At 55.7% G+C, this 22,639-nt stretch carries 17 protein-coding genes; 2 read left to right on the top strand and 15 right to left on the bottom strand.

Going from position 1 to position 22,639, the window contains the following annotated elements; translation table 11 throughout:
- Window positions 1–858: 858 nt before the first annotated feature.
- The 12 genes from L6D81_RS21045 to L6D81_RS20985 form a co-directional block, all read right to left on the bottom strand.
- Complete coding sequence (locus L6D81_RS21045; RefSeq protein ID WP_236181770.1) at window positions 859–1,245, bottom strand: hypothetical protein; 387 nt, start codon at window positions 1,243–1,245, stop codon at window positions 859–861.
- A gap of 104 nt (window positions 1,246–1,349) precedes the next feature.
- Window positions 1,350–1,802 (bottom strand): hypothetical protein, encoded by a 453-nt coding sequence (locus L6D81_RS21040; protein ID WP_236181769.1) that lies wholly within the window; start codon window positions 1,800–1,802, stop codon window positions 1,350–1,352.
- A gap of 141 nt (window positions 1,803–1,943) precedes the next feature.
- Window positions 1,944–2,231: a barstar family protein gene (locus L6D81_RS21035; protein ID WP_236181768.1), complete on the bottom strand. Its 288-nt coding sequence runs from the start codon at window positions 2,229–2,231 to the stop codon at window positions 1,944–1,946.
- Window positions 2,232–2,459: 228 nt separating this feature from the next.
- A complete protein-coding gene (locus tag L6D81_RS21025; RefSeq protein WP_236181767.1) occupies window positions 2,460–2,816 on the bottom strand; it encodes a hypothetical protein in 357 nt (118 codons plus the stop codon).
- A 953-nt stretch (window positions 2,817–3,769) separates the two neighbouring features.
- A complete protein-coding gene (locus L6D81_RS21020) occupies window positions 3,770–4,411 on the bottom strand; it encodes a hypothetical protein (RefSeq protein ID WP_236181766.1) in 642 nt (213 codons plus the stop codon).
- 2 nt (window positions 4,412–4,413) lie between these two features.
- Window positions 4,414–9,195, bottom strand: a complete 4,782-nt coding sequence (locus tag L6D81_RS21015) for an RHS repeat-associated core domain-containing protein (RefSeq protein WP_236181765.1) — start codon at window positions 9,193–9,195, stop codon at window positions 4,414–4,416.
- A complete protein-coding gene (locus tag L6D81_RS21010; RefSeq protein WP_236181773.1) occupies window positions 9,192–9,935 on the bottom strand; it encodes a DUF4123 domain-containing protein in 744 nt (247 codons plus the stop codon). Before L6D81_RS21010 ends, L6D81_RS21015 begins: the two co-directional genes overlap by 4 nt.
- Window positions 9,925–11,967, bottom strand: a complete 2,043-nt coding sequence (locus tag L6D81_RS21005; protein ID WP_236181764.1) for a type VI secretion system Vgr family protein — start codon at window positions 11,965–11,967, stop codon at window positions 9,925–9,927. Before L6D81_RS21005 ends, L6D81_RS21010 begins: the two co-directional genes overlap by 11 nt.
- Window positions 11,968–12,098: 131 nt before the next feature.
- Window positions 12,099–12,614 carry an Hcp family type VI secretion system effector gene (locus tag L6D81_RS21000; protein ID WP_003226246.1) on the bottom strand — a complete coding sequence of 172 codons (516 nt, stop codon included), beginning with the start codon at window positions 12,612–12,614 and terminating at the stop codon, window positions 12,099–12,101.
- Between the two features lie 314 nt (window positions 12,615–12,928).
- The gene (gene hglS, locus L6D81_RS20995) at window positions 12,929–14,314 is read right to left on the bottom strand and encodes a 2-oxoadipate dioxygenase/decarboxylase HglS (protein ID WP_236181763.1); all 1,386 of its coding nucleotides are present in this window, start codon (window positions 14,312–14,314) and stop codon (window positions 12,929–12,931) included.
- 111 nt (window positions 14,315–14,425) lie between these two features.
- Complete coding sequence (locus tag L6D81_RS20990; protein ID WP_236181762.1) at window positions 14,426–15,364, bottom strand: alpha/beta fold hydrolase; 939 nt, start codon at window positions 15,362–15,364, stop codon at window positions 14,426–14,428.
- Window positions 15,365–15,380: 16 nt separating this feature from the next.
- Complete coding sequence (locus L6D81_RS20985) at window positions 15,381–16,835, bottom strand: flavin-containing monooxygenase (protein ID WP_236181761.1); 1,455 nt, start codon at window positions 16,833–16,835, stop codon at window positions 15,381–15,383.
- Between the two features lie 190 nt (window positions 16,836–17,025).
- Between L6D81_RS20985 and L6D81_RS20980 the strand changes: the two genes are divergently transcribed.
- Both L6D81_RS20980 and L6D81_RS20975 read left to right on the top strand, forming a co-directional pair.
- On the top strand, window positions 17,026–18,099 hold the full coding sequence (locus L6D81_RS20980) for a diguanylate cyclase (protein WP_236181760.1): 1,074 nt from the start codon (window positions 17,026–17,028) through the stop codon (window positions 18,097–18,099).
- 84 nt (window positions 18,100–18,183) lie between these two features.
- Window positions 18,184–19,410: a M20/M25/M40 family metallo-hydrolase gene (locus L6D81_RS20975; RefSeq protein ID WP_236181759.1), complete on the top strand. Its 1,227-nt coding sequence runs from the start codon at window positions 18,184–18,186 to the stop codon at window positions 19,408–19,410.
- Between the two features lie 88 nt (window positions 19,411–19,498).
- On the opposite strand, the gene L6D81_RS20970 is transcribed toward L6D81_RS20975, so the two are convergent.
- The 3 genes from L6D81_RS20970 to L6D81_RS20960 form a co-directional block, all read right to left on the bottom strand.
- Window positions 19,499–20,368 (bottom strand): isocitrate lyase/PEP mutase family protein, encoded by an 870-nt coding sequence (locus L6D81_RS20970; RefSeq protein ID WP_236181758.1) that lies wholly within the window; start codon window positions 20,366–20,368, stop codon window positions 19,499–19,501.
- Window positions 20,369–20,528: 160 nt separating this feature from the next.
- Window positions 20,529–21,563, bottom strand: coding sequence for an arginine N-succinyltransferase (gene astA / locus L6D81_RS20965; RefSeq protein ID WP_236181757.1), 1,035 nt, complete (start codon window positions 21,561–21,563; stop codon window positions 20,529–20,531).
- A gap of 55 nt (window positions 21,564–21,618) precedes the next feature.
- Complete coding sequence (locus tag L6D81_RS20960) at window positions 21,619–22,635, bottom strand: arginine N-succinyltransferase (protein WP_236181756.1); 1,017 nt, start codon at window positions 22,633–22,635, stop codon at window positions 21,619–21,621.
- Window positions 22,636–22,639: the final 4 nt, after the last annotated feature.

The following is a 22,639-nucleotide window of genomic DNA, read 5'->3' as shown; positions in this document are numbered from 1 at the left end:
ATCTGTGAATTGCTCAAGCAGCTCTTTCGGGATTTTTGGCAGCTCTCGCAACGCGGGTTTCTTTTTGGTTGGCATACATGCACCTCTTACTCATGTTATGCCCGAACACAAAATTTCTGACACCCCCTACTTGATTGTCAGGAATTCAATGACAAAGTCCCCGTCAGGATCTCCATCTGGCTCAAGTCTTGAGTCAAAGCAATGACCAGTAGTTCGTCGGACACCACCCAGTAAAACTGAGTTACTAAACCACTCGACAGTCTCTGGTGTGAAATCAACCTCGAAAAGGTTGTTGATTGTAATAGTCCATCCGCTTGGGACTCGAAGGGGATGGAGTTCGTATTTAAGCTGGGTTCTCATGTTAGTGTGTCCTCTGTGGCCTCTTTTGTTGAACTCAGTCTAGCGGGTACTCGCAAGTCCATGGTGGCGTAAATAGCTCTGGGTTTATGTTGTTTTCGTAAAGAAAAGAGTTGATTTCTTCCTCTGTTTCCAAGGTTTTGCATTTTGTTATTTTCGTGTCGTTGGTGCTAATGCTGTCTCTTGTTTCGAGAAGTTGGATGGGGAGAGTGAATTCTATAATTACGTATTTAGAGTTTTTTGCATCTTCTAGAAATTTGTAATAACGCTCTCCTGGGGATCTATTTCGAAGTTTAAATGATAAACGGCGTAGATTGCTATCCACTTTCGAAGTGACTCATCCTGTGAAGGTAGCTCTTGAGCAATTTCTGTATATGATTTTGCCTCAAAGCCCCACCAAATTTTTCCAGGGATTGTCTTTTGAGTACTCATTTTTTTTCTTTAAACTGATTTGGAGAATAGTAAAGAGTTAATAAAAATGGGCGGATTTCAGTTTGGCTACTAGAGAGGGTATTTACAACGCCAGGGCGTGGTGAAAAGTTCTGGGTCGATGTCGATGTTTTCAAAAAAGGCGTTGATTTCCGCCTCAGAGTTCATGGTTTCTAATTTTGCGATAGTAATGTCTCGGTCGTCCACGCCATCACTTGTTTTAAGTGTTTTGGATGGGATTGTAAATATCACTATTGCATATCGGAAGCTTTTTGAGTGGTGGATAAATTCGTAATATTGATGTGGGTCATTGGTAATGGGGTATTTATAAATGGCATATACTGAAATCCATTTTCTAAGAGAGGGGTTCTCGGATTTTAGCTCTTGCGCAATGTTGTTGTAGCCTGTTCCGTCGAGCCCGTGCCATACAGTTCGCGGGATACATTTCTGTGCTGTCATTTTTGCCCTCGAACGAATTCTGAAAAAATGGGATACATATATTTTTCAGGAAAATATATGTATCTCCTTTTGCTTTGATTTTTCCTTTGATTCTGTTTTTATAGTTAAGGCCATTCTATGGATAGGTTGTCTGGCCGATCAATGGGTACTATGGCTAATGTGCCGTTTGATGATTGAACATGGATGCTGCTGTTATGAATAATGATTTTTTCAAATGGATTGGTTCCGCTCAATACGATCAGCCAGACTAGCTCGTTGGTGTCTTTTTTGGAAAGTGCAATAAAGCCATTGTCCCCGGATGCTAAGCATTCGCCGCAAGTAAAAAAATTGTTATTAGACCCTTCTACTTTATAACTGGTCGAGAGGCCCTCGCATGTGTCAGTGTGGTTTAACAAAAAGTCATTTACCGGAATCCATGTTTTTTTTGTTAATTTTTCTTCTTTTGCTGAGTTCTCAAACAGGCAATAGAAGCCATTATTGAACATCGCAGAGTTTTGTCGAGGGTATATTTCCTCAAGCCAATTTTCTTGAATTTTATTTTTGTCGGTGGTGAACATTTTTGCTTGCCAATTCGTTTGTCTTTGGTTGGTCTTTCAAGCCTGTTAGCTGAAAGGGGATAGATTTATTCTCTTCAGTAAAAACATAAATCTACGCCCTTTGTTTTGTAGTTTTGATAGCCCGTTTTAGCTTTTTAGTGATTACTCTAGATAATAGTTAAATTTTTCCTCCCATCCGAAATTCACATCCTGTTGCTTTGTGCGTTCAAAAATTTTTATTATTTTATTGTACGAATCTCCCATGTTTTTTTGAGAGTATTCAGAATTTTTCCATATTAAATCTACGGGGCGTTCCACGTCGGTGCTGAGTAGGTCCCATAAGGCGTTGAGATTGTTTCCATAAAAATCTGTCACCGCAAAAGCAACGGCTATTTTTTTGTGAAACTCTTGCTCTGATGAAATAGTTAAGCCATCAAGTACAATTATCATTTTTAAAGCTCACTTCCAGGTTCCAATAGAGCTGGCGGTGTTGTAGTGGTCGCTAGTTATATAAAGAAGTCCATCGTCCGAATAAAGTAGTCTTGTTCCTGGTTGGTTGCTACGAGACATTTTATTGTTAAGGCCTACATCAGCTTCATACCAAGTTCGACCAGGGGCTGAAGACGAAAAATAAATCTGCCCCCTTTAATTCTGCCTTTAATTGGGATTAAAGCGCTCTCATGAGTTTTTTTGGAGGGCTTTAAGTTTTGAGTTGATTGAGGCGTTTGCTGTTTGGTTGTTTTTATTGCACCAGTTTGTTATGCAAGCAATGGCTTCCCCGAACGGTAGCGAAACATGGTCGTCCATAAATTCGAAAGCTATTCCAGTTTTTAGGTATTCTGGAATGTTTTCGTATTCGTCGTCTGTGCTGATATAGATTCCAGACATTTCGATACCGAATCCTCGGGATTCAATTAGACTGTCAAGCGCTTTTGATAAAAAGCTTGGATTGTTTAGTGAGTGTGATTCAAGCAAATCCAATAAGCAGTTATGAATTATGCTTTCTTGTTTCGCAGTGAGGTTTGGTGTTTGCATGTTGTCACTTCATTGTTGGGTGGAAGTTTGTAACTGTTGTCAAGGTTTCGTCTAAGTAGATTCGAATTGAAAGGAATTGAAAGGGGACAGATTTATTTTCTTCAACGAAAAACAAATCTGTCCACTTTTATTCTTGATTTTTGAGTTTAGGGTTTCCAAAATTGAATGTTTTCTACATGGCGTTCAATATCGTCCATGTCGTCGTCACCAAGAGTTGTACCAAAGCTTTTGGAGATGATTTTTCTTATTTTTGCAAGTCTATGAGTTACCTTTTCATTGTCAATGAAGTCGGTGGTGGCTTTTTGATAATCTTCGACTGATTTGTCGCTATAGTAACTTCCCATTTTGTGTAGGGAAATTAGTATAAATTCCAATTCGGCTAGAGCTTCAAGAGCATCCTCACTTTTAAGTTCTATTTTTTATTTTTTTCTAACATTACTTTCTCCTTGTGAAAGTTGCAAAAAAAGGGGACAGATTTGTAGTCATGTTTTTATTTTTAGATTTGTTGCTTTGATTTTAGCTATATGGCTCCGTTGTTGTAGTATGCTTTATGTTGGCCATTGTGATGTTTTTTGCACTAAACATGGCTTTGCATGAGTTTGCAAATCCTAATTCGATTTTGTAGCTTGGTCCGTCTTGTTTGATAGATATGTTAATAGAGCCGCTGAAGTTGAAATTTTCCACTATGAAGTCCTCTATGTTGACGATGTAGAGATTGAATTCATACTCGTTGTAGCTTTTCTTCAGCCATTTTTTGGGGCGGTTGCTTGTTCTATTGAGTATCGTAGATTTAAGTTTGTAGATGTTCCGTCCAGCATTGCGTAAGAGACGTAAATGTTGTTAGGTAAATGGTGCTCTCCAAAAATTGAAGTCCATTGTTTTTTTGTTTGATATTGCTGAAGTCCACATTTATAGATCCCGTTTTGTTGCGTTTATTTTGCTAGATTTCCTTTTTATAGATGGCTAATTATGGTTGGTAGATCGGTTTCTGTTGTCTTTGTAATGTTTATTTTTTCGAGTATTGAATTGATTCTTGTATGGTATTCAATTGGGCTGATAAGTTGTGCGGTTGAGTGGGTATCGCTTTCTAAGAAGCGACATATCAGAGCTTCTCGATCAAGTGTCAAAAAGTTAAATAGGCTATTTGAAGTTACACCTTTATCACCATTGCTAAGTTGATTCCATAGGACTTGCATGTCTGGAGTTTGCTTTTTAAGTATGAGGAAAGTATTTCGATATTGTGTTAATTCGTTTGGGTTTATTTGGTTTTTTTCGGTTTTTTCGGGGTTTAAGTATGAGTAGATTTTTGTTTGTTCGTTCTTTTTAATAAATCCGTTTTTACCTAAGGTTTTTTCGATGTCTTTGCGTAGGCGAATCTCTTGTATTTTTTGCTGTTCGAGCGAATCTCCAACTGTTCGCCATTTTATAGTTACGGGCCACTCAGTTGACAAAGCGATACTCAACTTTTTCCAAGTTGACCATGCCTCCGACAATGATGCGGAATAAAACGAATAACTTACGAATCCGGGAGCGGTTGTGTAGATAGGTTGCTCACAGAGCTTTATTCCCGGTTCACAGATGTAAAATGTATTCATGGTTATTCTTTTTTAAAGTAAGTATGGGAGTTGTCGCCCTCTTTTAGGGCCGCTTTCGTACCAGTAGTTCCCGTAACCTCTGTATTGAAGTGAGGTCCCTCATTTCCTTTTACGTGCCCAAGTGAGTGCTCTCGAATCGTAACAGTTCGGCCATCCTTCAAGCGAAACTCATATACGCGGCTCATTACTCGACCCTTTTGGTCAGTAAGCACTTCCTTATATGATCTCGTTGGCTGCTGTGACAGCGGAATTCCTCCGACTTTCTTGGCCTGCCTGAATGCTGCTTTCCTTGTAAGGGTACTTTCATGGCCTTTTGGAAGCTCAGGTTCACCAGTTTCTGCTTTGGCTCCACTGGTGTCATCTGCCTTGTTTTTTGTTCCGATTTTCGAGTTTTTAGGGCAGTTAGCACTTAACCCCAAAGGGTCCACCCATCCCGTAGGGTTAGGCACGTACTGGTAGTTATTCAACCCACCCGCAAGCTTGATCGGATCCGGAGTCAGAAACCGCCCAGTCCCCGGATTGTAGTAGCGATGACGGTTGTAGTGTAGGCCTGTCTCGGCATCAAAATACTGACCTTGGAATCGCAACGGGTTATCGATTTCACTGACGTCCAGCGCCGCGAGGTTGCCGTAGGCGCGGTACTTCGCGGACCACATGATCTCGCCACTGTAGTCGGTGAGTTCTTGCGGTGTGCCCAGGTGATCGAGCTGGTAGTAGAACGGCGTTGCCTTGCGCGGGCCTTCGCCGTCGAGCATCGCCAGCGGGCGGAAGCTGCCGGGTTCGTAGATGTAGGTGCGATAGCGGTTGTCGCCGCTTTCGGCGATCAGGCGTTCGCCTTGCCACAAGAATTCGGTGGTATGGCCATCGACGGTTTTCTCGATGCGGCGGCCGAAGGCGTCGTATTTGTAGGACGCGGCGCTACCATCCGGCAGGCTGACACGGATTAGTCGGTGCTGGGAGTCGTAGCTGTATTCGGTGACGAGTTTCTGTCCGGTGCCACGGCGTTCGCGGATCAGGTTGCCATAGGCGTCGTAGTCGTAATGGCGGTCGCCCTGCATCAGCAGACGGTTGCCTTTCACGTTGGCGAGGTTGGCTGTGCCTTCGTTGTTCTGCCCAAGCAGGTTACCGGCCGGGTCGTGGGCGAAGGTTTCCGGTGTCGCGCCACGTACGCTGGTCAAGCGGTCCAGCGGGTCGTAGTGGAAGCTGCGGTTGCCCTTGCGGCTGTCGTCGATGCCGACGAGGTTGCCGTTGGCGTCGTAGTTGTAGCGACGCTGGAACAGGTTTTTTTCACGCTGGCTGACGCTGTGCGCTTGCAGGCGACCTTGTTCGTCGTACAGGTATTGGCTGAGCAGCAGTCCTTGTTGGCGTTGCTGTTCGCGACCGGCGCTGAATTGGTGGCTGGTCAGGCGTGAGCCATTGAGGTCAATACTGCTAAGGCGTCCTCCTGAGAGATGACGGTAGTCGAGTGTGCTGCCATCGGGGAGGCGGCAGTGACTCAGTTGTCCGACGCTGTCGTATTCGTAACGTGTGGTGCCCCATCCCTGGTGTTCGGTGATCAGGCGATCCTGCACGTCGTATTCGTAGGCAAGCGGCCAGTGCCCGTCGTCGACATTCACCAGACGGCCAAGGGCATCGTAGCTGTAGTGAATTTCTTCGCCATCGGCGAGGGTTTTTACCAGCAGTCGACCGGCAGCATCACGCTGATATTCGGTGATCAGTTCGCTGCCGTCGTCGCCGAATTCGGTCTTCTTCAACAACTGGCCGTTGAGGTCGTATTCGTACGCGGTACGGCGGCCGTCGAAACCGGTTTCCTGCTGGATCAGGCCGTTGGCGTAATAGTCGAGCTTGTAGTGCTCGCCACGTTCGTTTTCGATTTCAGTGAGTAGCAGGCCGGCGTTGTCGTAGCGATAGCGCAACTGGCTGCCGTCGGGATTGATGCGGCGGCTGACCAGATGCAAGTTGTCGGCGTATTCGTAGCGGGTGATGCGGCCGAGCTCATCGCGTTCGGCGGTGACGCGTCCGTACGGGTTGTAGGTGAAAGCACGGGTGGCGCCGCTGGGGAGGGTGACCTGAGTCAGGCGGTCGACGGCGTCCCATTGGTAATGGGTGATGGCGCCGAATTCGTCCTGGCGGGTGATCTGCCGTCCAAGTGCATCGTAGCGGTACTTGCATTGACCGCCGTCCGGCAGACGCTCTTCCAGCAATTGACCTAGGTTGTTCCAGCCCAGTTGGTGACGACTACCATCGGGGTGACGAATTTCTATCAGTCGGCCATGACGGTCGTAGCTGTATTGGGTTTCGTGGCCGTCGGGATCGGTTTGCTGGGTGATGTCACCCTGTCGGTTGCGCTCGTATTTCCAGCGGGCTTTGCCACGTTGAATGTCAATGAGTTGGCCGTTGAAATAGTTGTAACGGGTCGGTAAGTCCTCCGGCGGGATCACCGCAATCAAGCGCCCTGCGTCGCTGTACTGATATTCGGTGATCGCGCCCATTGGGTCTTTTACTGCGATCAGACGACCTTGATCATCATAAGAGTTTTGCGTTTCGCCGCCGTCGGGTGCGGTCTCACTGATAAGGCGCGCATTCTCATCATGCACATAGACTTGATTGCTGCCGTCCGAGTTGTAAGCGGTGACTGAGCCTTTGTCATCCCATTCGTAGCGCGCTTCCAATTGCGAGTAGTTAGCCCAGTGACGAACGCAACGAGAAAGTTTGCCTTCTCGCTCCCATTCCCAGAAAAAACTGGCACCACCGGCAAGTTGCCGCTCCACAATGACGTGTTGGTCGTTGTAGCGGTAGTGCTCCGCTTCACCTGCAGCATTGATCGCCGATACGAGTTGATTGCGAGCGTTGTAGCGGTAGGTGACCATCGTCTGGATGGTTACCCATGGGTCTTGACGCTCACCGCGTTCGTTATATTCAGCACGTTGTTGCTGGTGGTCGACTGCCACAATGTGGCGATCGTCATAGCGAAGCAGCAGGGATCGTCCTGCACCGTTGTCGATGCGCTGAATGCGATCAACAAAGTCATAACTCAGATGCAGACAGTTTTCATAGGCGTCACTGATGGTTGTCAGTCGCCCGGCACGGAAATGGTAAAAGCGTGCTTTTGGTCCGGCCTGGGTCAGAATGAGTTCGCCGGGTGCGTCGCCCAGGAAGATCGCCGCTTGTGCGAGGCTATTCGTAATAGCCGGCCGTTGTTCCGTAGGCATCGGAAACCGGGTACGACGGTTCTCATTGTCTGTCCAAAGGACACCTTCATCGTCGAGTTGCAAACGATGTGAAAGCGAGTGGCTCCAGCCATGACCGAGACGGCTGTCTATTTCAACCGCACTGCTGCGATACAGACGGGTCCACTCCAAAGCTAGCGAACCAATAAGTTCACCGTCGGTTAGGGTAAGTAATTCCTCACCGGTTACCATCGAGATTGGGTCATCTTTAACGCACGTTTCGCTGGAGCACTTGGAAGGTTGATCAGCCGGGTTTTTCGACTGTTCGGGAGCGTTGTCGACCTTTTCTACTTGCTCTGCTCGAGAGGCAGGTTCATTTTTTCTACGGGCTTGAACCTGCGCATCGGATTCAACTTTTCCGCTGCTGACAGGATGTTTCTGTTCAGGTGCCTTAGCGGTTTCAGCAGGTTTGGGGCTGGCAATCTGAACATCGGCCTTGCGCGCCGGGTTAAACGCCGCATCACCATTAAGCAGCAAAGGCCTCGACGCCTCGGTATGCGGTGTTGCCTTGGATTTGCTGACTTTCATCAGCATGCCCGTAAAGTCTTCAATCAGCTTCACGACTTTGCCGCTGGCTTGCACGCCTTTGATGGCTTTCGTACCGACACGCACCGCCAGACCGAGACCGCCAGTCAGGACGACGCCGACCAGAATATTCAGCAAGAACTCCGTGCTCAACTGAGCTAGCACTTCGGTGCAGGTCTGCGGCGGCAACATTTTCACCCAGGCCACGATGGCTGCGACGTAGATCCACATCAGTGGTTCGTCGCTGGCAATCAGCAGGGCAGTGTGAATTGCCTCTGCGGAGGCGTCATAAATCTTCTTGATCTGTTCTTCGGTGAAGAAGTTTTTCAGTTTCTCGTAGTTCTCACGAGGGTGCGCAACCAGGTCATAGAGGCTCTTGATATCACCCCACAAACTCATGATCGCTTTCAGAAAGCCTTCCCATGCGGCTTCCAGTTCTTGCAGGGCACGCCCGCCGAGCGAGGCATCGGTGTGCGCTTGCCAGAGCGGCAGGAAACTGGTGCTCCACTCCGTTTGTAACCAGCCTCCAAGTTCGCCGATTACCCCCTGATAGGAGTTGAACAGACTATCGATCTGGGCAGGTGTAGGGTTGGGGAAGAAGGTGATCTTGTATTGTTGGTTCGGTGTAAGGCCCGAGACTTCGAGGATGCCGGTCGCATCGATGGTCTTGTTGATCGCCGGCCCCACTTCGTTTTTGCCAACGAAGCGACCATCGACCACAGGCGTCAGACGTACCGGCGTATTGCCGATCGGCACAAAGCGAGCGGATTCGAAACTGTGTACGAGCACGAGCTTGCCGTTCGCAGGGCAGTTGGCATAAAGGGTATTTTCCTTTTTGCTGTCCTTGTCCGCTGTGCCGACTTCGTCACCGACCTTGAACTGTTGCTCTGCATCCAGAATGCCGCCGTACCAGGCTTCGGCATGCTCGCGATAATCCTTCAGGCACTTCTTGAAGTCGCTGATGATGGCCTGAGCATCAGGCTGTTTTGCATTGAGATTGGCAACAATCTCACCCATCAAAATGCTCATACAGCCACCTCACTTTCCAGATGGGCCTTCAGTAGGCCGGTAAAATTTTCTTCCGTGAGTGGCGTGCGTTTTACGAAGCGCGCCACTTTCTTTTGCAGGTTCGATTCAGGGAACGAGAAGTACAGGTCGGCATGTTCGTCCAGCAGCCACTGCATCATGTTGCCGATTACGGTCGACGGATTTTCGGCCATCAAGCTGTCCAGCAGGTCTTTCGGCACCTCCCACCACGGCCAATCCTTCGCCTTCGGCACCACCCTCGGCCCGACTTCCAGGCTCCGCCCATTGATCAGATACCGCTCAAACACCGGCAACACTTCCCCAGCCGTCTCACCCAACCCTTCAAGAATCGGATAGATATGCCGCCCATCCCAAAACCGGAAAAACACTTCGGTCCCGTCCGGCATCTTTACCTGGGTCAAGCTGCGCAGATGTTCGAAGACTTCGTTGGGGGCGGAGCGGGAGACCGCCAGCCAGCCCCAGTCGAGGGCGTCGGTTTCGGTGATCCAAGGCAGGAAGGCCGAGTTGGCCTTGAGTTCGGCGACGTAGGGCATCACCGGTTGCCAGGTGGAGTAGGGTGTTCCACCCCAGACGGGAATGGCCTGGACGGACGGTTCGCTCTGATACAGGGCCTTCAGCGCGTCGGCATCGCTCGCGGCGCTGATGACCAGATACAGACGTTCATCTTTTTGCAGCGGCTGTTGTGCCAGCCAATCCTTGGGTGTCATTCGATTAGATGGCACAGGCACCTGCCTTGCATTTTTCGCACTCTTCGCAGAACGGTGCATTACGTTTGAGGGTGTTGATTTGCGCCGGGGTCAGCACGGAGCCCGCCTTGTCGGCATCTGCTTGTTTCAGCACACCTGGCATCAACGGGGCGGCACCCGTGCCGCTGCCCGGTCCGCCGCCGGAGTTGATGTTGATCGCCGGCCCGCTCATGGTCACGCCGCCGCCATCGATCTTGATGAAGCTGCCACCGCCGACCAGCGTCAGTTCGGCCCCGGCCTCCAGCACCACCTTCATCCCGCTGCTCAGGTGAATTTCCTGGCCGGCGTCGATGAATTGCCCGGTACCGATCTTGATGTGCTGGTTCACGCCCACGGTCAGGTGGTCGTTGGCCCGTGCTTCGACTTTGCGGTCTTCATAAACCGTGTGGTGTTCTTCGGCCTTGAATTCCGTGTAGCTGTTTTTTTCCACGACGTCGTGGCGTTCGTTGCCGACGCGGATTTTCTGGTCGTGTTCGATGTTCTCGTCCCAGTCGCGCTGGGCGTGGAGGAAGATCTGTTCCTGGCCTTTCTTGTCTTCGATGCGCAGTTCGTTGAAGCCGCCGCCGCCCATCGAGCTCAGGGTCTTGAAGGTGGTGCGGGTCTTGTTCGCCGGCAGGGCGTAGGGGACGGTGTTTTCCTTGTGGTACAGGCAGCCGCTGATCAGCGGCTGGTCGGGGTCGCCTTCGAGGAAGGTCACCAGCACTTCCATGCCGATACGCGGGATGGCGATGCCGCCGTATTGGGCGCCGGCCCAGGCGCTGGAGACGCGCAGCCAGCAGCTGGTCTTGTCGTCGGCCTGGCCTTCACGGTCCCAGTGGAACTGGACTTTGACGCGGCCGTATTCGTCGCAGTGGATTTCTTCGCCTTTCGGCCCGGTGACCACGGCGCTCTGGCTGCCGAGGATGCGCGGTTTCGGGTGGCGCAGGGGCGGACGGTTCGGCACGTCCCACGGGGTGGCCTGGAAGCGGTTGCGGTAGCCCTGATGGAAATCGTCTTTGAGCGCGGTGGTGTCGCTGGTGACCGACTCTTCCAGCACCTGCGGCTGTTTGCCTTCGTGGTGGACTTCGGTGAGCAGCCACAGGTCATTCCACTTGGCTTTCGGGTGTTCTTTCAGCGCGAGGAAATGGCCGCTGACCAGCAGAGGTTGGTCGCTCTTGCCTTCGGCGAGCTGGAAGTCGCTGCGATGGCGTTCGAGGGCGCGTTTGGCCAGGTGTTTGCCGCGCTCGCGGTCGACGAAACGGCCCGGGTAGTCGTAGTCCTCGAGGTCGGGCAGGGCATCGCCACGGTTTTCGCTTTCGAGGGTGATTCGGGGTTTTTCGAAGTCGTAGTCGCGGCGGGTGGTGCGGCTGGTGCGGGTTTCCAGACGCAGGTCGAAGCGCTTGATCACCGGGTCGCTGGCGACCATGCCGTAGTCCTGTTGATAGGCCACCGGCGCCAGTTTCTTGAACACCGTCTGGTCATCGCCGAACACCAGTTTGTGGCCCGTGGCGCTGTGCTGGAAGTGGTAGTGAATGCCTTCTTCTTCGCACAGGCGCTGGATGAAATGCAGGTCCGATTCGTCGTACTGCACGCAGTAAATGCGATCAGGGTAGATCGAACCGGTCTGGAAGGCGTAGGCGTTGCCCTGGATGCCGTGTTCTTCGAGGACCTTGCCGATGATTTTCGGCACGCTGAGGTTCTGGAAGATCCGCTGGTTGATCCGGTGCGCCAGGTACGCCAGTTGCGGGCGCAGGGTCACGGAGTAGCGCGTCAGGCGCTTGCCGGAATCGCCTTGCGCGGCGCGGTAGATCAGGCCGTGGATGCCGCTGCCGTCGGGCGACAGTTGCAGGAAGGCCGGTTTGTGCAGCAGGGTTTCGAGGTCCAGCGACGGCTGCTCACTGACCAGCTCCACCTCGAACACAAAAGGCTGGCTGATGGCTTCCCGGCCGGTCAGGGTAAACACCTGAAAGTCGGCGGAAAGACCTTCGATGGTCAGGGCAAAGTGGGTTTCATTGGCCGGCGCGAACATCCCTTGTTCCTCGTGCTGTACAGCGGCGCTCGTCGACGCCCGCAAAGCGGGTCAACGTACGCGAAATTCTGGAGGGGCGTAAACAACATCGACCAGCAGAGCTGGCCGATGCTTGTAACGATCAGCCGTAATTAAACGACTGGAGCACGCCAGTCATCGGAACCCGAAGTACCGGATACTTCGTGGGTCCAGGTGATTTTGCGGTAGGTGAACTGCACTTCTTCCAGGTGGGTGAAGTGCGAGTTGCCTGGATCCTGGCAGTTGTGCATTTTGTTGTTGATGGCGACGATGATCGCGTCTTCCAGTTTGGTGGTGTAGTAGTGCTCTTGGGTACCTTGAGCCGAAGTGCGGTACCACTGGATAACGATTTCGCTCATGCGCTCGCCGGAGGTCAGAGCAGCTTGCAGCAGTGGCGAAGCCTTGTCGTAGACCTTGGTGATGATCACTGGCTTGTGAACGCGCTGACCGGTTGGCTGACCGGATTGCGGGTCACGCGGGATGATCACGTCGTGGCTGAACGCCTGAACCATGACCTGGTCTTCGTGACCTTCCTGGTAGGTGTTGCCAACGGAGTCGGCGGTGAAGGCGCCGGCAGTGATCAGGCCTTGTTTTTCGCCGGTAACCGACATGTACGCTGGTGTTGCCATGGGAGGTGCTCCTTGCGGATAAAGTTAGGGTGCCCGGGAGGCGAAATCGCCCGGTGGGTACCTGACTGTTATCAAGGAGCGTGCCAGCTTTTGCCACGTCCCCGGGAGCCGGGGACTTGACCACTCTGGCTCGCGGCTTTGAGCGTTTTTTGATCAGCTCGGTAGCTCGAAGTGCGCAAGAAGTTGCGCAGTACTGCGCAACTTCTTGCGCACTTGGCTGGAGCCCTTGAAACACATGGCCTCCAGTGGAATCGGTGAGCTTTTTTACAAAACAAGTGCGCAACTTCTTGCGCAGTATGGCCAATCGCCGCTTTTCACGCGGATCGGGTAATTGCAGTGAGGCATTCCTCGATCGAGCGTTGCTGGGTTTCGGCATACAGGCCCAACTCATCAATGGTCGAACGCCCCAAGGCCAACTCGAACGCCTGTCGATTGGAATGCTCGCCATAGTGCGTCTGCGCCGCATCCCCCAGGTTCGACTGAAAAATCCCTGCCGCACTGACGGGCAGGAAATCTTCGTACACCAACGGTTCGGCTTTCACATAGCCGTCGCGTAATAACCCTTGCAGCGAAGCATCAGCGGGACGACTCGCCGCCAGCCCCTTATCTGTCAGGACATAACGGAAATACGCCAGTTCCTGCTCGCGCATGCCCTCGAGGCTGTCAGGGAATTCGCTGAAGTGCTGGGTCATCAGCGCGTTGTAACGTGAGGCGTTGGCTTCGTTGGGGAAATCGCCCAGTTCATCGCGTGCCGCGTTCAGCAGTCGGTCGTACAACGCACGGCCCTTGGGGGTCAGCGCTGCGCCACGTTGTTCGATTTCGCCGAAGCGGGCGCTGTGGCTGCCGCGGGTTTGCGTCTGGTCGGTGAAGGCGATCGGCTCGTCCAGCGCCTTGAAACTGGTCTGACGCAACAGGATCGGATGCTGCCGGCGCGGAGGGCCTTCGATCACCGCTTTGGGCGTGATGCCACGCAGCGGCATCTGCGCCTGGACGATGTCGATGTCCAGCGTGCGCGGGGTCAGGTGGTTGATGTGCGGTCCCTTGAACGCCACGACATCGGCGATCAAGCGATGCTGAGCGCTGAGGTTCTGGTATTGCGCGGCGGTGACGGTGGCGCTGTGGTGCCAGCGAAACGTCTCCAGCGCTTGCAGGACAAATTCCCCGGCCTCGGAATCATTCAGGCCGCCAGCCGATTCGGCCTGTTCGATCAGCCTTAGCGCCGAAGGTGTGAAGATCGAACGCTGATCCAGCACCGAATGCGCGAAGGCCCGCAGCTCGGGGTCTTCAATCAATTCCAGTCGCAGCAAGGAAGTGAACACCCGGAACGGGCTGACCTGCAGCGCATCTTCATGCACCGCACGAAACGCCGTGGAATGCACCGGCACCCCGGCAGGTGTCAGGTCGTAATAGCCCACCGGTTGCATGCCCATTACCGCAAACAGGCGGGCGAGGGTGGCGAGTTCGGTGGCGGTGCCGACGCGGATGGCGCCGTGGCGCTCCATGTCCAGCCGCTCGATTTCACCAGTGCTGTGCAGTTGACTGGCGATTTGCGGCTCGCGTGCCAGCACGTCGCGGTTGGTCTGTTCCACCAATTCCATCAACGCGCCGTACAGCGGCACTTCTTCGCGGTACATGTCGGACATCGCTTGGGAGAAGCGTTGACGGATCAGGTCGGGACTGACGAAAGGCTGCACGGTCATGAAAAAAATTCCTGGCACGGTTACGTTAAGGATGTCGGAAAAGATCGCAGCCTTCGCTGACGCGGGCAAACGAAGAATCCTACGAACTTCATTCTGCCAACGACTGACCGTTCACCTGTCCTGACGCGAGTTTTCCCCCAGAAACTCCCGATACAGACGTGCTGTGTTCGACGGCTGTTCAACCATCGGCATATGGCCGACGCCCTCCCAGACATCGACCCGCAGATTGCTGATGCCTTTGCTCCACACCGGCACGCTGCTGACGTCGATCAACCGGTCCTTGCGGCCCCAGAGCAACAGCGCCGGGCATTTGATGTCCGGCAGTTTCGGCTCCATCGGCGGGCTGGCGCGAAAATCCCGGAAAATCTCTTCCAGTTCGTCGCGGTTTTGTTCGTAACGCTGGGCAATGGCGTCAAGCACCAAACCGGGCACCCACGGTGGTGAGGCCATGGTCATCGCATAGAAGCGTCGGAATTCTTCCCGGGAATTGATCAGGAACGGATTGTGCCCACGGGCCAGGTGGCGCTCCATGTCGCTGGCCTCGGGCGCAGTGACGCCGGCCGGATCAATCAGCGCCACCGACGCGATGCGGTCCGGGTAGGTCGCCGCCAGCCACGCAGCGATGTAGCCGCCCATGGAGTTGCCGATCACGTGGACTTTCTCGACCCCGCAGACGTCGAGCAACTGGATCATGCGCTTGGCCTGCACCGGAATATCGTAGCCACCGCCGGCCTTGAAGCCGGTTTCGCCGTGGCCGGCCAGGTCCGGGATGATTACCCGGTACTGCCCGACAAAATGCCGGGCGAAGCGCAGCCACAGGTTCTTTTCGGCACTGTAGCCGTGCAGCATCAATATGCTGCTCGACGCTTCATAAGGCCCGCCTTGCCAGGTCGACACGGTCATTTCGGCGATCGGCACTTCAATCTTGTGCAACCGGTACAGCCGGGCCTCCAGGGCCGCGCTCAGATCGTAAAGCCAGTGGCCGACCGCCGGGTAACTCAACCAGCTCCAGGCCACGAAAACCGCGAGGGCGACAAACAGCAAAAGCATCGTGGGTCTTCCTTGTTCAAGACAGAATGTGGTCGGCCGGTTTCAGCGCCCGGGTCAACCGGTGATAGCTGAAACTGAAGCCGGGGAACATCGCGATCACATGACCGCTCCTGCTTTGATACCAACTGTGGCAGCCGCCGGTTTTCCAGACCGTGCGCTCCATTTCTCGGTGAATCATCTGAGTGTAGGTACGTTCTGCTTCGGGGCGAACTTCGATGCTGCGCAGACCTTTGGCCTGCACGGTGCGGATACAGTCGAGGATGTAGTTCATCTGCGATTCGATGATGAACAGCGCCGAGGTGTGGCCGATGCCGGTGTTCGGCCCGGTGACGATAAACAGATTGGGGAAGTCCGGCAGGCTGGTGCCGAGGTAGGCGCGCGGGTACTGCGCCCAGACGTCGCGCAGTTGTACGGCGTTTTTTCCGCTGACCGGGTAGGAAATCACGCCGTCGGTGGCGTCGTAACCGGTCGACCAGACGATCAGATCGACATCGATGTGCTGACCGTCCGTGGTGACGATGCCGGTTTCATCGAGGCTGGCGATGCCTTGTTCGCGGCTGTGCAATGTGACGTTGGGCCGGGTCAGCGCCGGGTAATAGGTGCTGGAGACCAATACCCGTTTGCAGCCGATGGTGAAGTCCGGTGTGAGTTTTTTCCGCAGCTCGGGGTCAGTCACCTGGCGTTTGAGAAACTTCAGGGCCTGGCGCTGCACCATATGAATCGCCGGTTTCGAGTATTTGAAGGCGATCACCCGGGTTTCGAATTGCCAGTAGATCATCCAGCGCAGCAGTTTGTAGGCCGGTTTCAGACCCAGCAGCCAGCGCTGGAATCGACCGAACGTACGATCGGCCCGGGGCAGCACCCAATGCGCTGTGCGCTGAAACACATGCAACTGGGCGACCTTCGGTGCAATGGCCGGAATCACCTGAGCCGCACTGGCACCGCTGCCGACAATCGCCACGCGTTTACCGTGATAGTCGTAGCCGTGATCCCAATTGTTCGTATGAAAGGTCTTGCCCTGAAAGCGATCCTGGCCGGGGAAGTGTGGGATAACCGGTTGGCTCAGCGGCCCGGTGGCATTGATCAGGAACTGCGCATAAAAAATGCCTTTGGTGCCGGTGTGTACGGCCCAGCGTTTTTCTCCGTCGTCCCATTCGACGCGCTCGACGTTGGCCTCCAGTTCCACCCGATCACGCAGGCCGAAGCGCTCGACCACATGGTCGGTGTAGCGGTGCAGTTCGGCCTGTTCGGCGAACATCTGGGTCCAGCGATAAGGCGCAAACGACAGGGAATACAGCGGCGACGGCACATCCACCGCCGCGCCGGGGTAGGTGTTCTGGCACCAGGTGCCGCCGAAAAAGTCCCGGCGTTCCAGCAAGCGAAAGTCGTCGATACCGGCCTTGAGCAGATTGACCGCCGCGCACTGGCCGCCAAAACCGCTGCCGATGATCAACACCTGGTAGGTTTGCATGGGCCTCCTTCTTAGAGCCTTTTTTCCATTTTCTTCCTTTCATGTATAGCCAATCATTTGCCCGCCGTGTGGTGCTGATGACGGAGTATTCGGCCCGCTGGCCGGTGATGGCTATTTAACGTTGCACTGATAGACTCCAAGTACATCCGGTCTGCGGTCTGCGCAGTGCCGTCGAGTGGTCGAGGCCCCTATGGGAAGAACGGGAGGAAAGGGACTTTCACTGGCCAGGAGGCTCTATACATCGCGAATCCTCGGGCTGGTCCTGGGGCTTTTGTGCGTGAGCGTCGCAATGTATCCACTCGATCCGCCGGCCTGGGTCTGGGCGCTGATGCTGTTCAACGGCCTGGTCTGGCCGCACCTTGCGTATCAATGGGCCCGCCGGGCCAGGGTTCCCTACCACGCCGAGCACCGCAATCTGTTGATCGATGCCTTTCTCGGTGGCTTCTGGGTCGCCGCCATGCACTTCAATCCCTTGCCCAGTGCCACGACCATTTCGATGATGGCGATGAACAACGTTGCCATTGGCGGCCTGCGTTTTCTGCTGGCCGGGGCGGCGTCGCAACTGCTGGGCGTGGGTGTCGGGCTGGTGGTATTTGCCCCCGCGTTCGTCCCGATGACCACGCCGGCACAACTCTATGCCTGTCTGCCGTTGCTGATGCTGTATCCGTTGGCGCTGGGCTGGATCTGCTTTCGCCAGGCCTACACCCTCGGCCTGCATAAACGCGAATTGCTGGCCCTGAGCCGCACCGACAGCCTCACCGGTCTGCTCAATCACGGTGCCTGGAAGGATCAACTGGAAGTCGAGTTTCAACGCTGCAAACGCCAGCAGACCGGCGCCGCGATTGCGCTGATCGACATCGACCACTTCAAGGCGATCAACGACACCTACGGTCATGTGGCCGGCGATATCGTCCTGCGCCAGCTGAGCAAGATGCTCAAGCAGAATCTGCGCATGGCGGATGTGGCGGGGCGCTACGGCGGTGACGAATTTTGCGTGATCCTGCCGGACTTGCCGCTGTTCAACGCGGCGCAGGCGATGGAAGCCTTGCGTGAGCGTTTTTCCTTTCTGGTGTACGAACAGAACCCGGCGCTGAAAGTCAGCCTGAGCATCGGTCTGGCGGCGCTCGATCCGGCACACAGCGATGCGACACGCTGGCTCGATGACGCCGATCAGGCACTGTATGAAGCCAAGGCCGGCGGGCGTAACCGGGTGATTTGCTGCAGCGATAACAAGCCACGACGAGAAGTGCTCGGTTCGGTCTGAGCGGAACGGGTGTCGCATCCGGTATAGAGCCATGGGGCGATGTCAGGTACGGTTCAGTACCCGACACGAAACAAGGATTGATTCATGGCGTTCAAATTCCCTCGTTCCCTGCTGGCCGGCCTGTCCCTCACTTTTGCCACCTCCGGTGTCTTCGCCGAACCGCACAAACAGGTGCTGGCCGACGCCGAGCAATACAAGCCCGAAGCCCTGAAACTGCTTGAGCGGCTGGTCAATATCGACTCCGGTTCCGGCTATGAGCCGGGGCTCAAGCAAGTCAGCGACATCGCCATCGATGAGCTGAAAAAGCTCGGCGCCACCATCGAACGGGTGCCCAACACCCCGGATAAAACCCACCACGTGCTCGCCACGCTCAAAGGCACCGGCAAGGCAAAAATCCTGCTGATGGCGCACATGGACACGGTGTTCAAGGAAGGCTCCGCCGCCGAGCGACCGTTTCACATCAAGGACGGCCGCGCCTACGGGCCGGGGGTGATGGATGACAAGGGCGGGATCGTCGCCGGCATCTACGCGCTGAAAATTCTGAAGAACCTCGACTTCAAGGACTATGCGCAAATCACTTTCCTGCTCGATGCCAGCGAAGAAACCGGCTCGGACGTCGCCACCGACCTGATCAAGAAAACCGCCAAACGGCACGACGTCACCCTCAACCTCGAACCGGGCCGCCCGGCCGATGGTCTGGTGGTGTGGCGCAAGGGCAGCGCCACGGCGCTGGTCGAGGTCAAGGGCAAGGCTGCTCACGCCGGCGTCGCACCGGAACTGGGGCGCAACGCGGCGATGGAGGCGGCGCACCAGATCCTGCAACTGGGCAAACTCGGCGACGAAGCCAAGAAAACCACTATCAATTTCACCGTGCTCAAGGCCGGCGACCGCACCAACGTGATCCCGGATCAGGCCACGGCCAAGGCCGACGTGCGGGCGGCGGTGCCGGAAGAGTTCGACCGGATCGAGAAGGATCTGGCGCGGGTGTCCCAGGACAAGCTGATTCCCGATACCGAAGTGAAGACTTCATTGCAACGTGGCTTGCCACCGATGCCGCAGACGGCGGAGTCGGATCGCTTGATGGCGATGGCGCAAGGGATTTACGGCGAAATCGGCCGCAAGTTGACCGAAGAAGGCAGCGGCGGGGCGGCGGACGCGAGCCTGTCGGCCGGGGTGGGCACGCCGACGCTGGACGGATTCGGGATTGTCGGCGGCAACATTCACACGCCGGAGGAATACGCGGAAGTGGAGAGCGTGGCGCCGCGGATTTATCTGTTGTCGCGGATGATTATGGAGTTGGCGAAACGATAACGGCAGGCAGCGGTTTCGCGGCGGGCGCCATGCGAGTGGACTCGTAATGGCGTCGGGCCGCTCTGCCTCTTTGTAGCGTGGTGCGAGGTTACTCTTTGACGCTCATGTATTCCTTGGCCCAGAGGATGTATTCCTCAGGCTGGGTGTAGGTGTGGGTCAGTTCGGTGGCGCTCAGGTCCGAGGCCTGGGTGAAGATCTGGCGTTGTTCGCGCAGGCTGTCGTAAGTCGCCTTGATCGCCGCGAAGTAGGCCCCGTGGCCGTCAATGGTCACGCGCACACCCAGTTCGGCCAGGCGTTTGTCGTCGCGCAGCGCCGGGTTGCCGTAGGTCACCAGCATCAGCGGGACGGTCAGGTGTTCGGCGATCTGCTCGAGTTGATCGAAGTCCTGGATGCCAACCATGCAGATGCCGTCGGCTCCGGCAGCCTGGTATTGCTTGGTGCGGCTGATGATTTCCTGGTTCGGCAGGATGCCGGCGTTGGTCCGGGCGATGATCGCCATTTCCGAATCGACCCGGGCTTCCAGGGCTGCGCGGATCTTGCCGACGCCTTCGGCAACGGTGATCAGGTCGGTGGATTTACGGCCGAATTGGGCTGGCAGCAGGGTGTCTTCGATGGTCAGTGCGGCGACGCCGGCGCGTTCCAGTTCGACGATGGTGCGCATCACATTGAGCGCATTGCCGTAGCCGTGGTCGGCGTCGGCGATCACCGGCAATTGGGCGACGCGGCCGATGCGGGTGGCCTGTTCAGCGAATTCGCTGAGGGTGATCAGGGCAAAGTCCGGAGCGCCCAGGACCTGCAACGAGGCGACCGAGCCGCCGAGAATCCCAACTTCAAAACCCAGGTCAGCGGCGATGCGGGCGGACATCGGATCGAACACCGAGGCGGTGTGATAGCACGTGTTGGAAGCCAGCAGCTGACGGAAATTACGGCGCAAATCTTGATGAGAAAGCCTGGTCATACGAGTTCCACCAATACAAAGGAATGGAAAGGCTTGAGCAAAGGTGTCAACGCCGAAGGTGAAAAGGCTATCACGGCAATGGGTCAAGGATCATGACGAATTAACGAGGAAGTTAACCAGGAAAATCCTGTTCAGGCGCTTGAACGACAGGCCTCTGCGCTCAGGCCGCCACCGCGTGCTGCTGTTTATTGGGCAGCGGCACCGCCCGCACCGAATTACCGGGCTGCAATTGCAGGCGCTTTGCAGTGAGGCGGTCGATCACCAGGCTGGTGCCGACCCGACGTCCCGCCGCGACGGTGATGCGGCAGTTTTCCAGGCGTCGGTTGTGGATCAGCCACAGGGGCGCCTGATCGTCCGGCGTGCCGATGCTCAGGGTCAGTTCCAGGCTGTCGCGCACCGTGCGGATGCTGCGGATCGGCGCCTCGATCACCGGACCGCCGTCAAAAATGTCGATGTAGCCTTTATGGGCGAAACCCTCGGCCTGGAGAATTTTCAGGGCCGGCTCGGTGTTGGGGTGGGCCTGGCCGATCACGGCCTGGGCCTGTTCGGTGAGCAGGCAGGTGTACAGTGGCTGACGCGGCATCAGTTCGGCGATGAACGCCTTGTTGCCCAGTCCGGACAGGTGGTCGGCGTGACTGAAGTCCATCTGGAAGAAGTGTCGGCCCAGGCTGTCCCAGAACGGCGAGCAACCTTGTTCGTCGGCACTGCCGCGCAGTTCGGCGATCATCTTCTCGCCGAACAGGTGCGGGAATTCGGCGACAAACAGCAAACGCCCCAATGACAGCAGGCGGCCGTTGCTGCCGTGGCGCTGGTCATGGCGCAGGAACAGCGAGCACAGTTCCGATTGGCCGGTCAGTTCATTGTTGAGGAACAGCGTCGGAATCTGCCGCTGAATGCCCAGGTCCGGCGCCGAGCTGACGGTCAGCCCGACCCGATAGTTGTACCAAGGCTCGCGCAGGCCGACGGCCCCGGCCAGGGCGCTGACGCCGACCACCCGCTGCTCGTCGTCCTCAAGCACGAACAGGTAATCGGCATCGGCCCGCTCGACCTGCTCGGCGAACGCCCGTTGTGCCCAGCGTACGCGGTGGGCCAGGCGATCTTCGTTGGCGGGCAGGGTGGTGAACCCCGGCCCGGCCTGGTGCACGAGCGTCATCAACGCTGGCAGGTCGCTGACTTGGACCGGACGGACAATCATGCTGCAACTCCTTTTGCGCGCCTGCTCGGGCACTGTCGTTGGGTAGGGGCGCGGTTCACAGGGCGATGATCCGGATCGTGCCGCCAGCGCGGATGTTGAGCGCCGCGCACAGGGCCGGGTCGAGCGCCAGGGGCTGACCGGGCTGGTAATCCAGCTCGGCGACCACTGCCCGAAAGCCCTGCAGAGCCTCATTGCTCACCAGATAGCGACCGCGGGCCTCGATCAGAGACTGCTCCTGAACCGTGGCTGTCTGGCTCTGCGCGATCGAACGGATGTTGGCGGTGCGTGCATACAAGGTCGGGCCGGCATCGAACAGATCGATGTAGCTGTTGGTTTCAAAACCCTCGCGCTCGAGGATGTCGAAGGCTTCCTGGCCGTCCGGGTGGATGCGGCCGATGCAGTCCTGCGCGGCCTTCGGCAGCATTGGCACGTAGATCGGGTATTGCGGCATCAGTTCGGCGAGAAACGTACGGCTCTGCAAACCGCACAGGCGTTCGGCCTCGACGTAGGGCAGGTCGAAGAAATGTTTGCCCAGCGCATCCCAGAACGGTGAATGCCCTTGCTCGTCGCTGTAACCGACGATTTCGGTGATCACCGCTTCGGCAAAACGCGGCGCGTGGGCGGCGATGAACAGCAGGCGTGCCCGCGACAGCAATTCGGAAAACGGCGTGCGCACCAGCGCCGCGTCGATGTGAAAACCGCGCAGCAGCGTATGCCCGCTCAGGTCGTGACACAGCGACAGCGCCGGCACGCCGTGCTCGATGTTCAGCTCCCGCGAGGCACTGGTGAAGTGACGGTTGCGCAGGCTGTAGAACGGTTCGTTGAACCCGGCGGTGGCGAGGATCTCCGAGCAGCCGACCAGTCGCCGGCTCTCCAGGTCTTCCAGTACGAAGAAGTAATTCTCCGGGCCCTGAGCCGTGGCATCGCTGTCGAACGAGGCACGGGACGCGGCGATTTTCTCGCCCAGGCGTTCGCTGTCGTCCGGCAGGGATGTGACGCCCACCAGACTGTCGCGCGCCAGTTGTTGCAATTGAGGCAGGTCGGTTGGCTCGACTGGACGTAAGACCAGCATGGAT

The organism is Pseudomonas sputi, assembly GCF_021603585.1.
Classification (GTDB): Bacteria; Pseudomonadota; Gammaproteobacteria; order Pseudomonadales; family Pseudomonadaceae; genus Aquipseudomonas; species Aquipseudomonas sputi.
The sequence above is the reverse complement of the archived record's forward strand: the minus strand, read 5'-3'. Positions and strand labels throughout refer to the sequence as shown.

Coding starts and splice junctions, on each gene's coding strand:
- L6D81_RS21045 (WP_236181770.1), bottom strand. CDS start 1,245: ATGACAGCACAGAAATGTATCCCGCGAACTGTATGGCACGGGCTCGAC.
- L6D81_RS21040 (WP_236181769.1), bottom strand. CDS start 1,802: ATGTTCACCACCGACAAAAATAAAATTCAAGAAAATTGGCTTGAGGAA.
- L6D81_RS21035 (WP_236181768.1), bottom strand. CDS start 2,231: ATGATAATTGTACTTGATGGCTTAACTATTTCATCAGAGCAAGAGTTT.
- L6D81_RS21025 (WP_236181767.1), bottom strand. CDS start 2,816: ATGCAAACACCAAACCTCACTGCGAAACAAGAAAGCATAATTCATAAC.
- L6D81_RS21020 (WP_236181766.1), bottom strand. CDS start 4,411: ATGAATACATTTTACATCTGTGAACCGGGAATAAAGCTCTGTGAGCAA.
- L6D81_RS21015 (WP_236181765.1), bottom strand. CDS start 9,195: ATGAGCATTTTGATGGGTGAGATTGTTGCCAATCTCAATGCAAAACAG.
- L6D81_RS21005 (WP_236181764.1), bottom strand. CDS start 11,967: ATGTTCGCGCCGGCCAATGAAACCCACTTTGCCCTGACCATCGAAGGT.
- L6D81_RS21000 (WP_003226246.1), bottom strand. CDS start 12,614: ATGGCAACACCAGCGTACATGTCGGTTACCGGCGAAAAACAAGGCCTG.
- hglS (WP_236181763.1), bottom strand. CDS start 14,314: ATGACCGTGCAGCCTTTCGTCAGTCCCGACCTGATCCGTCAACGCTTC.
- L6D81_RS20990 (WP_236181762.1), bottom strand. CDS start 15,364: ATGCTTTTGCTGTTTGTCGCCCTCGCGGTTTTCGTGGCCTGGAGCTGG.
- L6D81_RS20985 (WP_236181761.1), bottom strand. CDS start 16,835: ATGCAAACCTACCAGGTGTTGATCATCGGCAGCGGTTTTGGCGGCCAG.
- L6D81_RS20980 (WP_236181760.1), top strand. CDS start 17,026: ATGGGAAGAACGGGAGGAAAGGGACTTTCACTGGCCAGGAGGCTCTAT.
- L6D81_RS20975 (WP_236181759.1), top strand. CDS start 18,184: ATGGCGTTCAAATTCCCTCGTTCCCTGCTGGCCGGCCTGTCCCTCACT.
- L6D81_RS20970 (WP_236181758.1), bottom strand. CDS start 20,368: ATGACCAGGCTTTCTCATCAAGATTTGCGCCGTAATTTCCGTCAGCTG.
- astA (WP_236181757.1), bottom strand. CDS start 21,563: ATGATTGTCCGTCCGGTCCAAGTCAGCGACCTGCCAGCGTTGATGACG.
- L6D81_RS20960 (WP_236181756.1), bottom strand. CDS start 22,635: ATGCTGGTCTTACGTCCAGTCGAGCCAACCGACCTGCCTCAATTGCAA.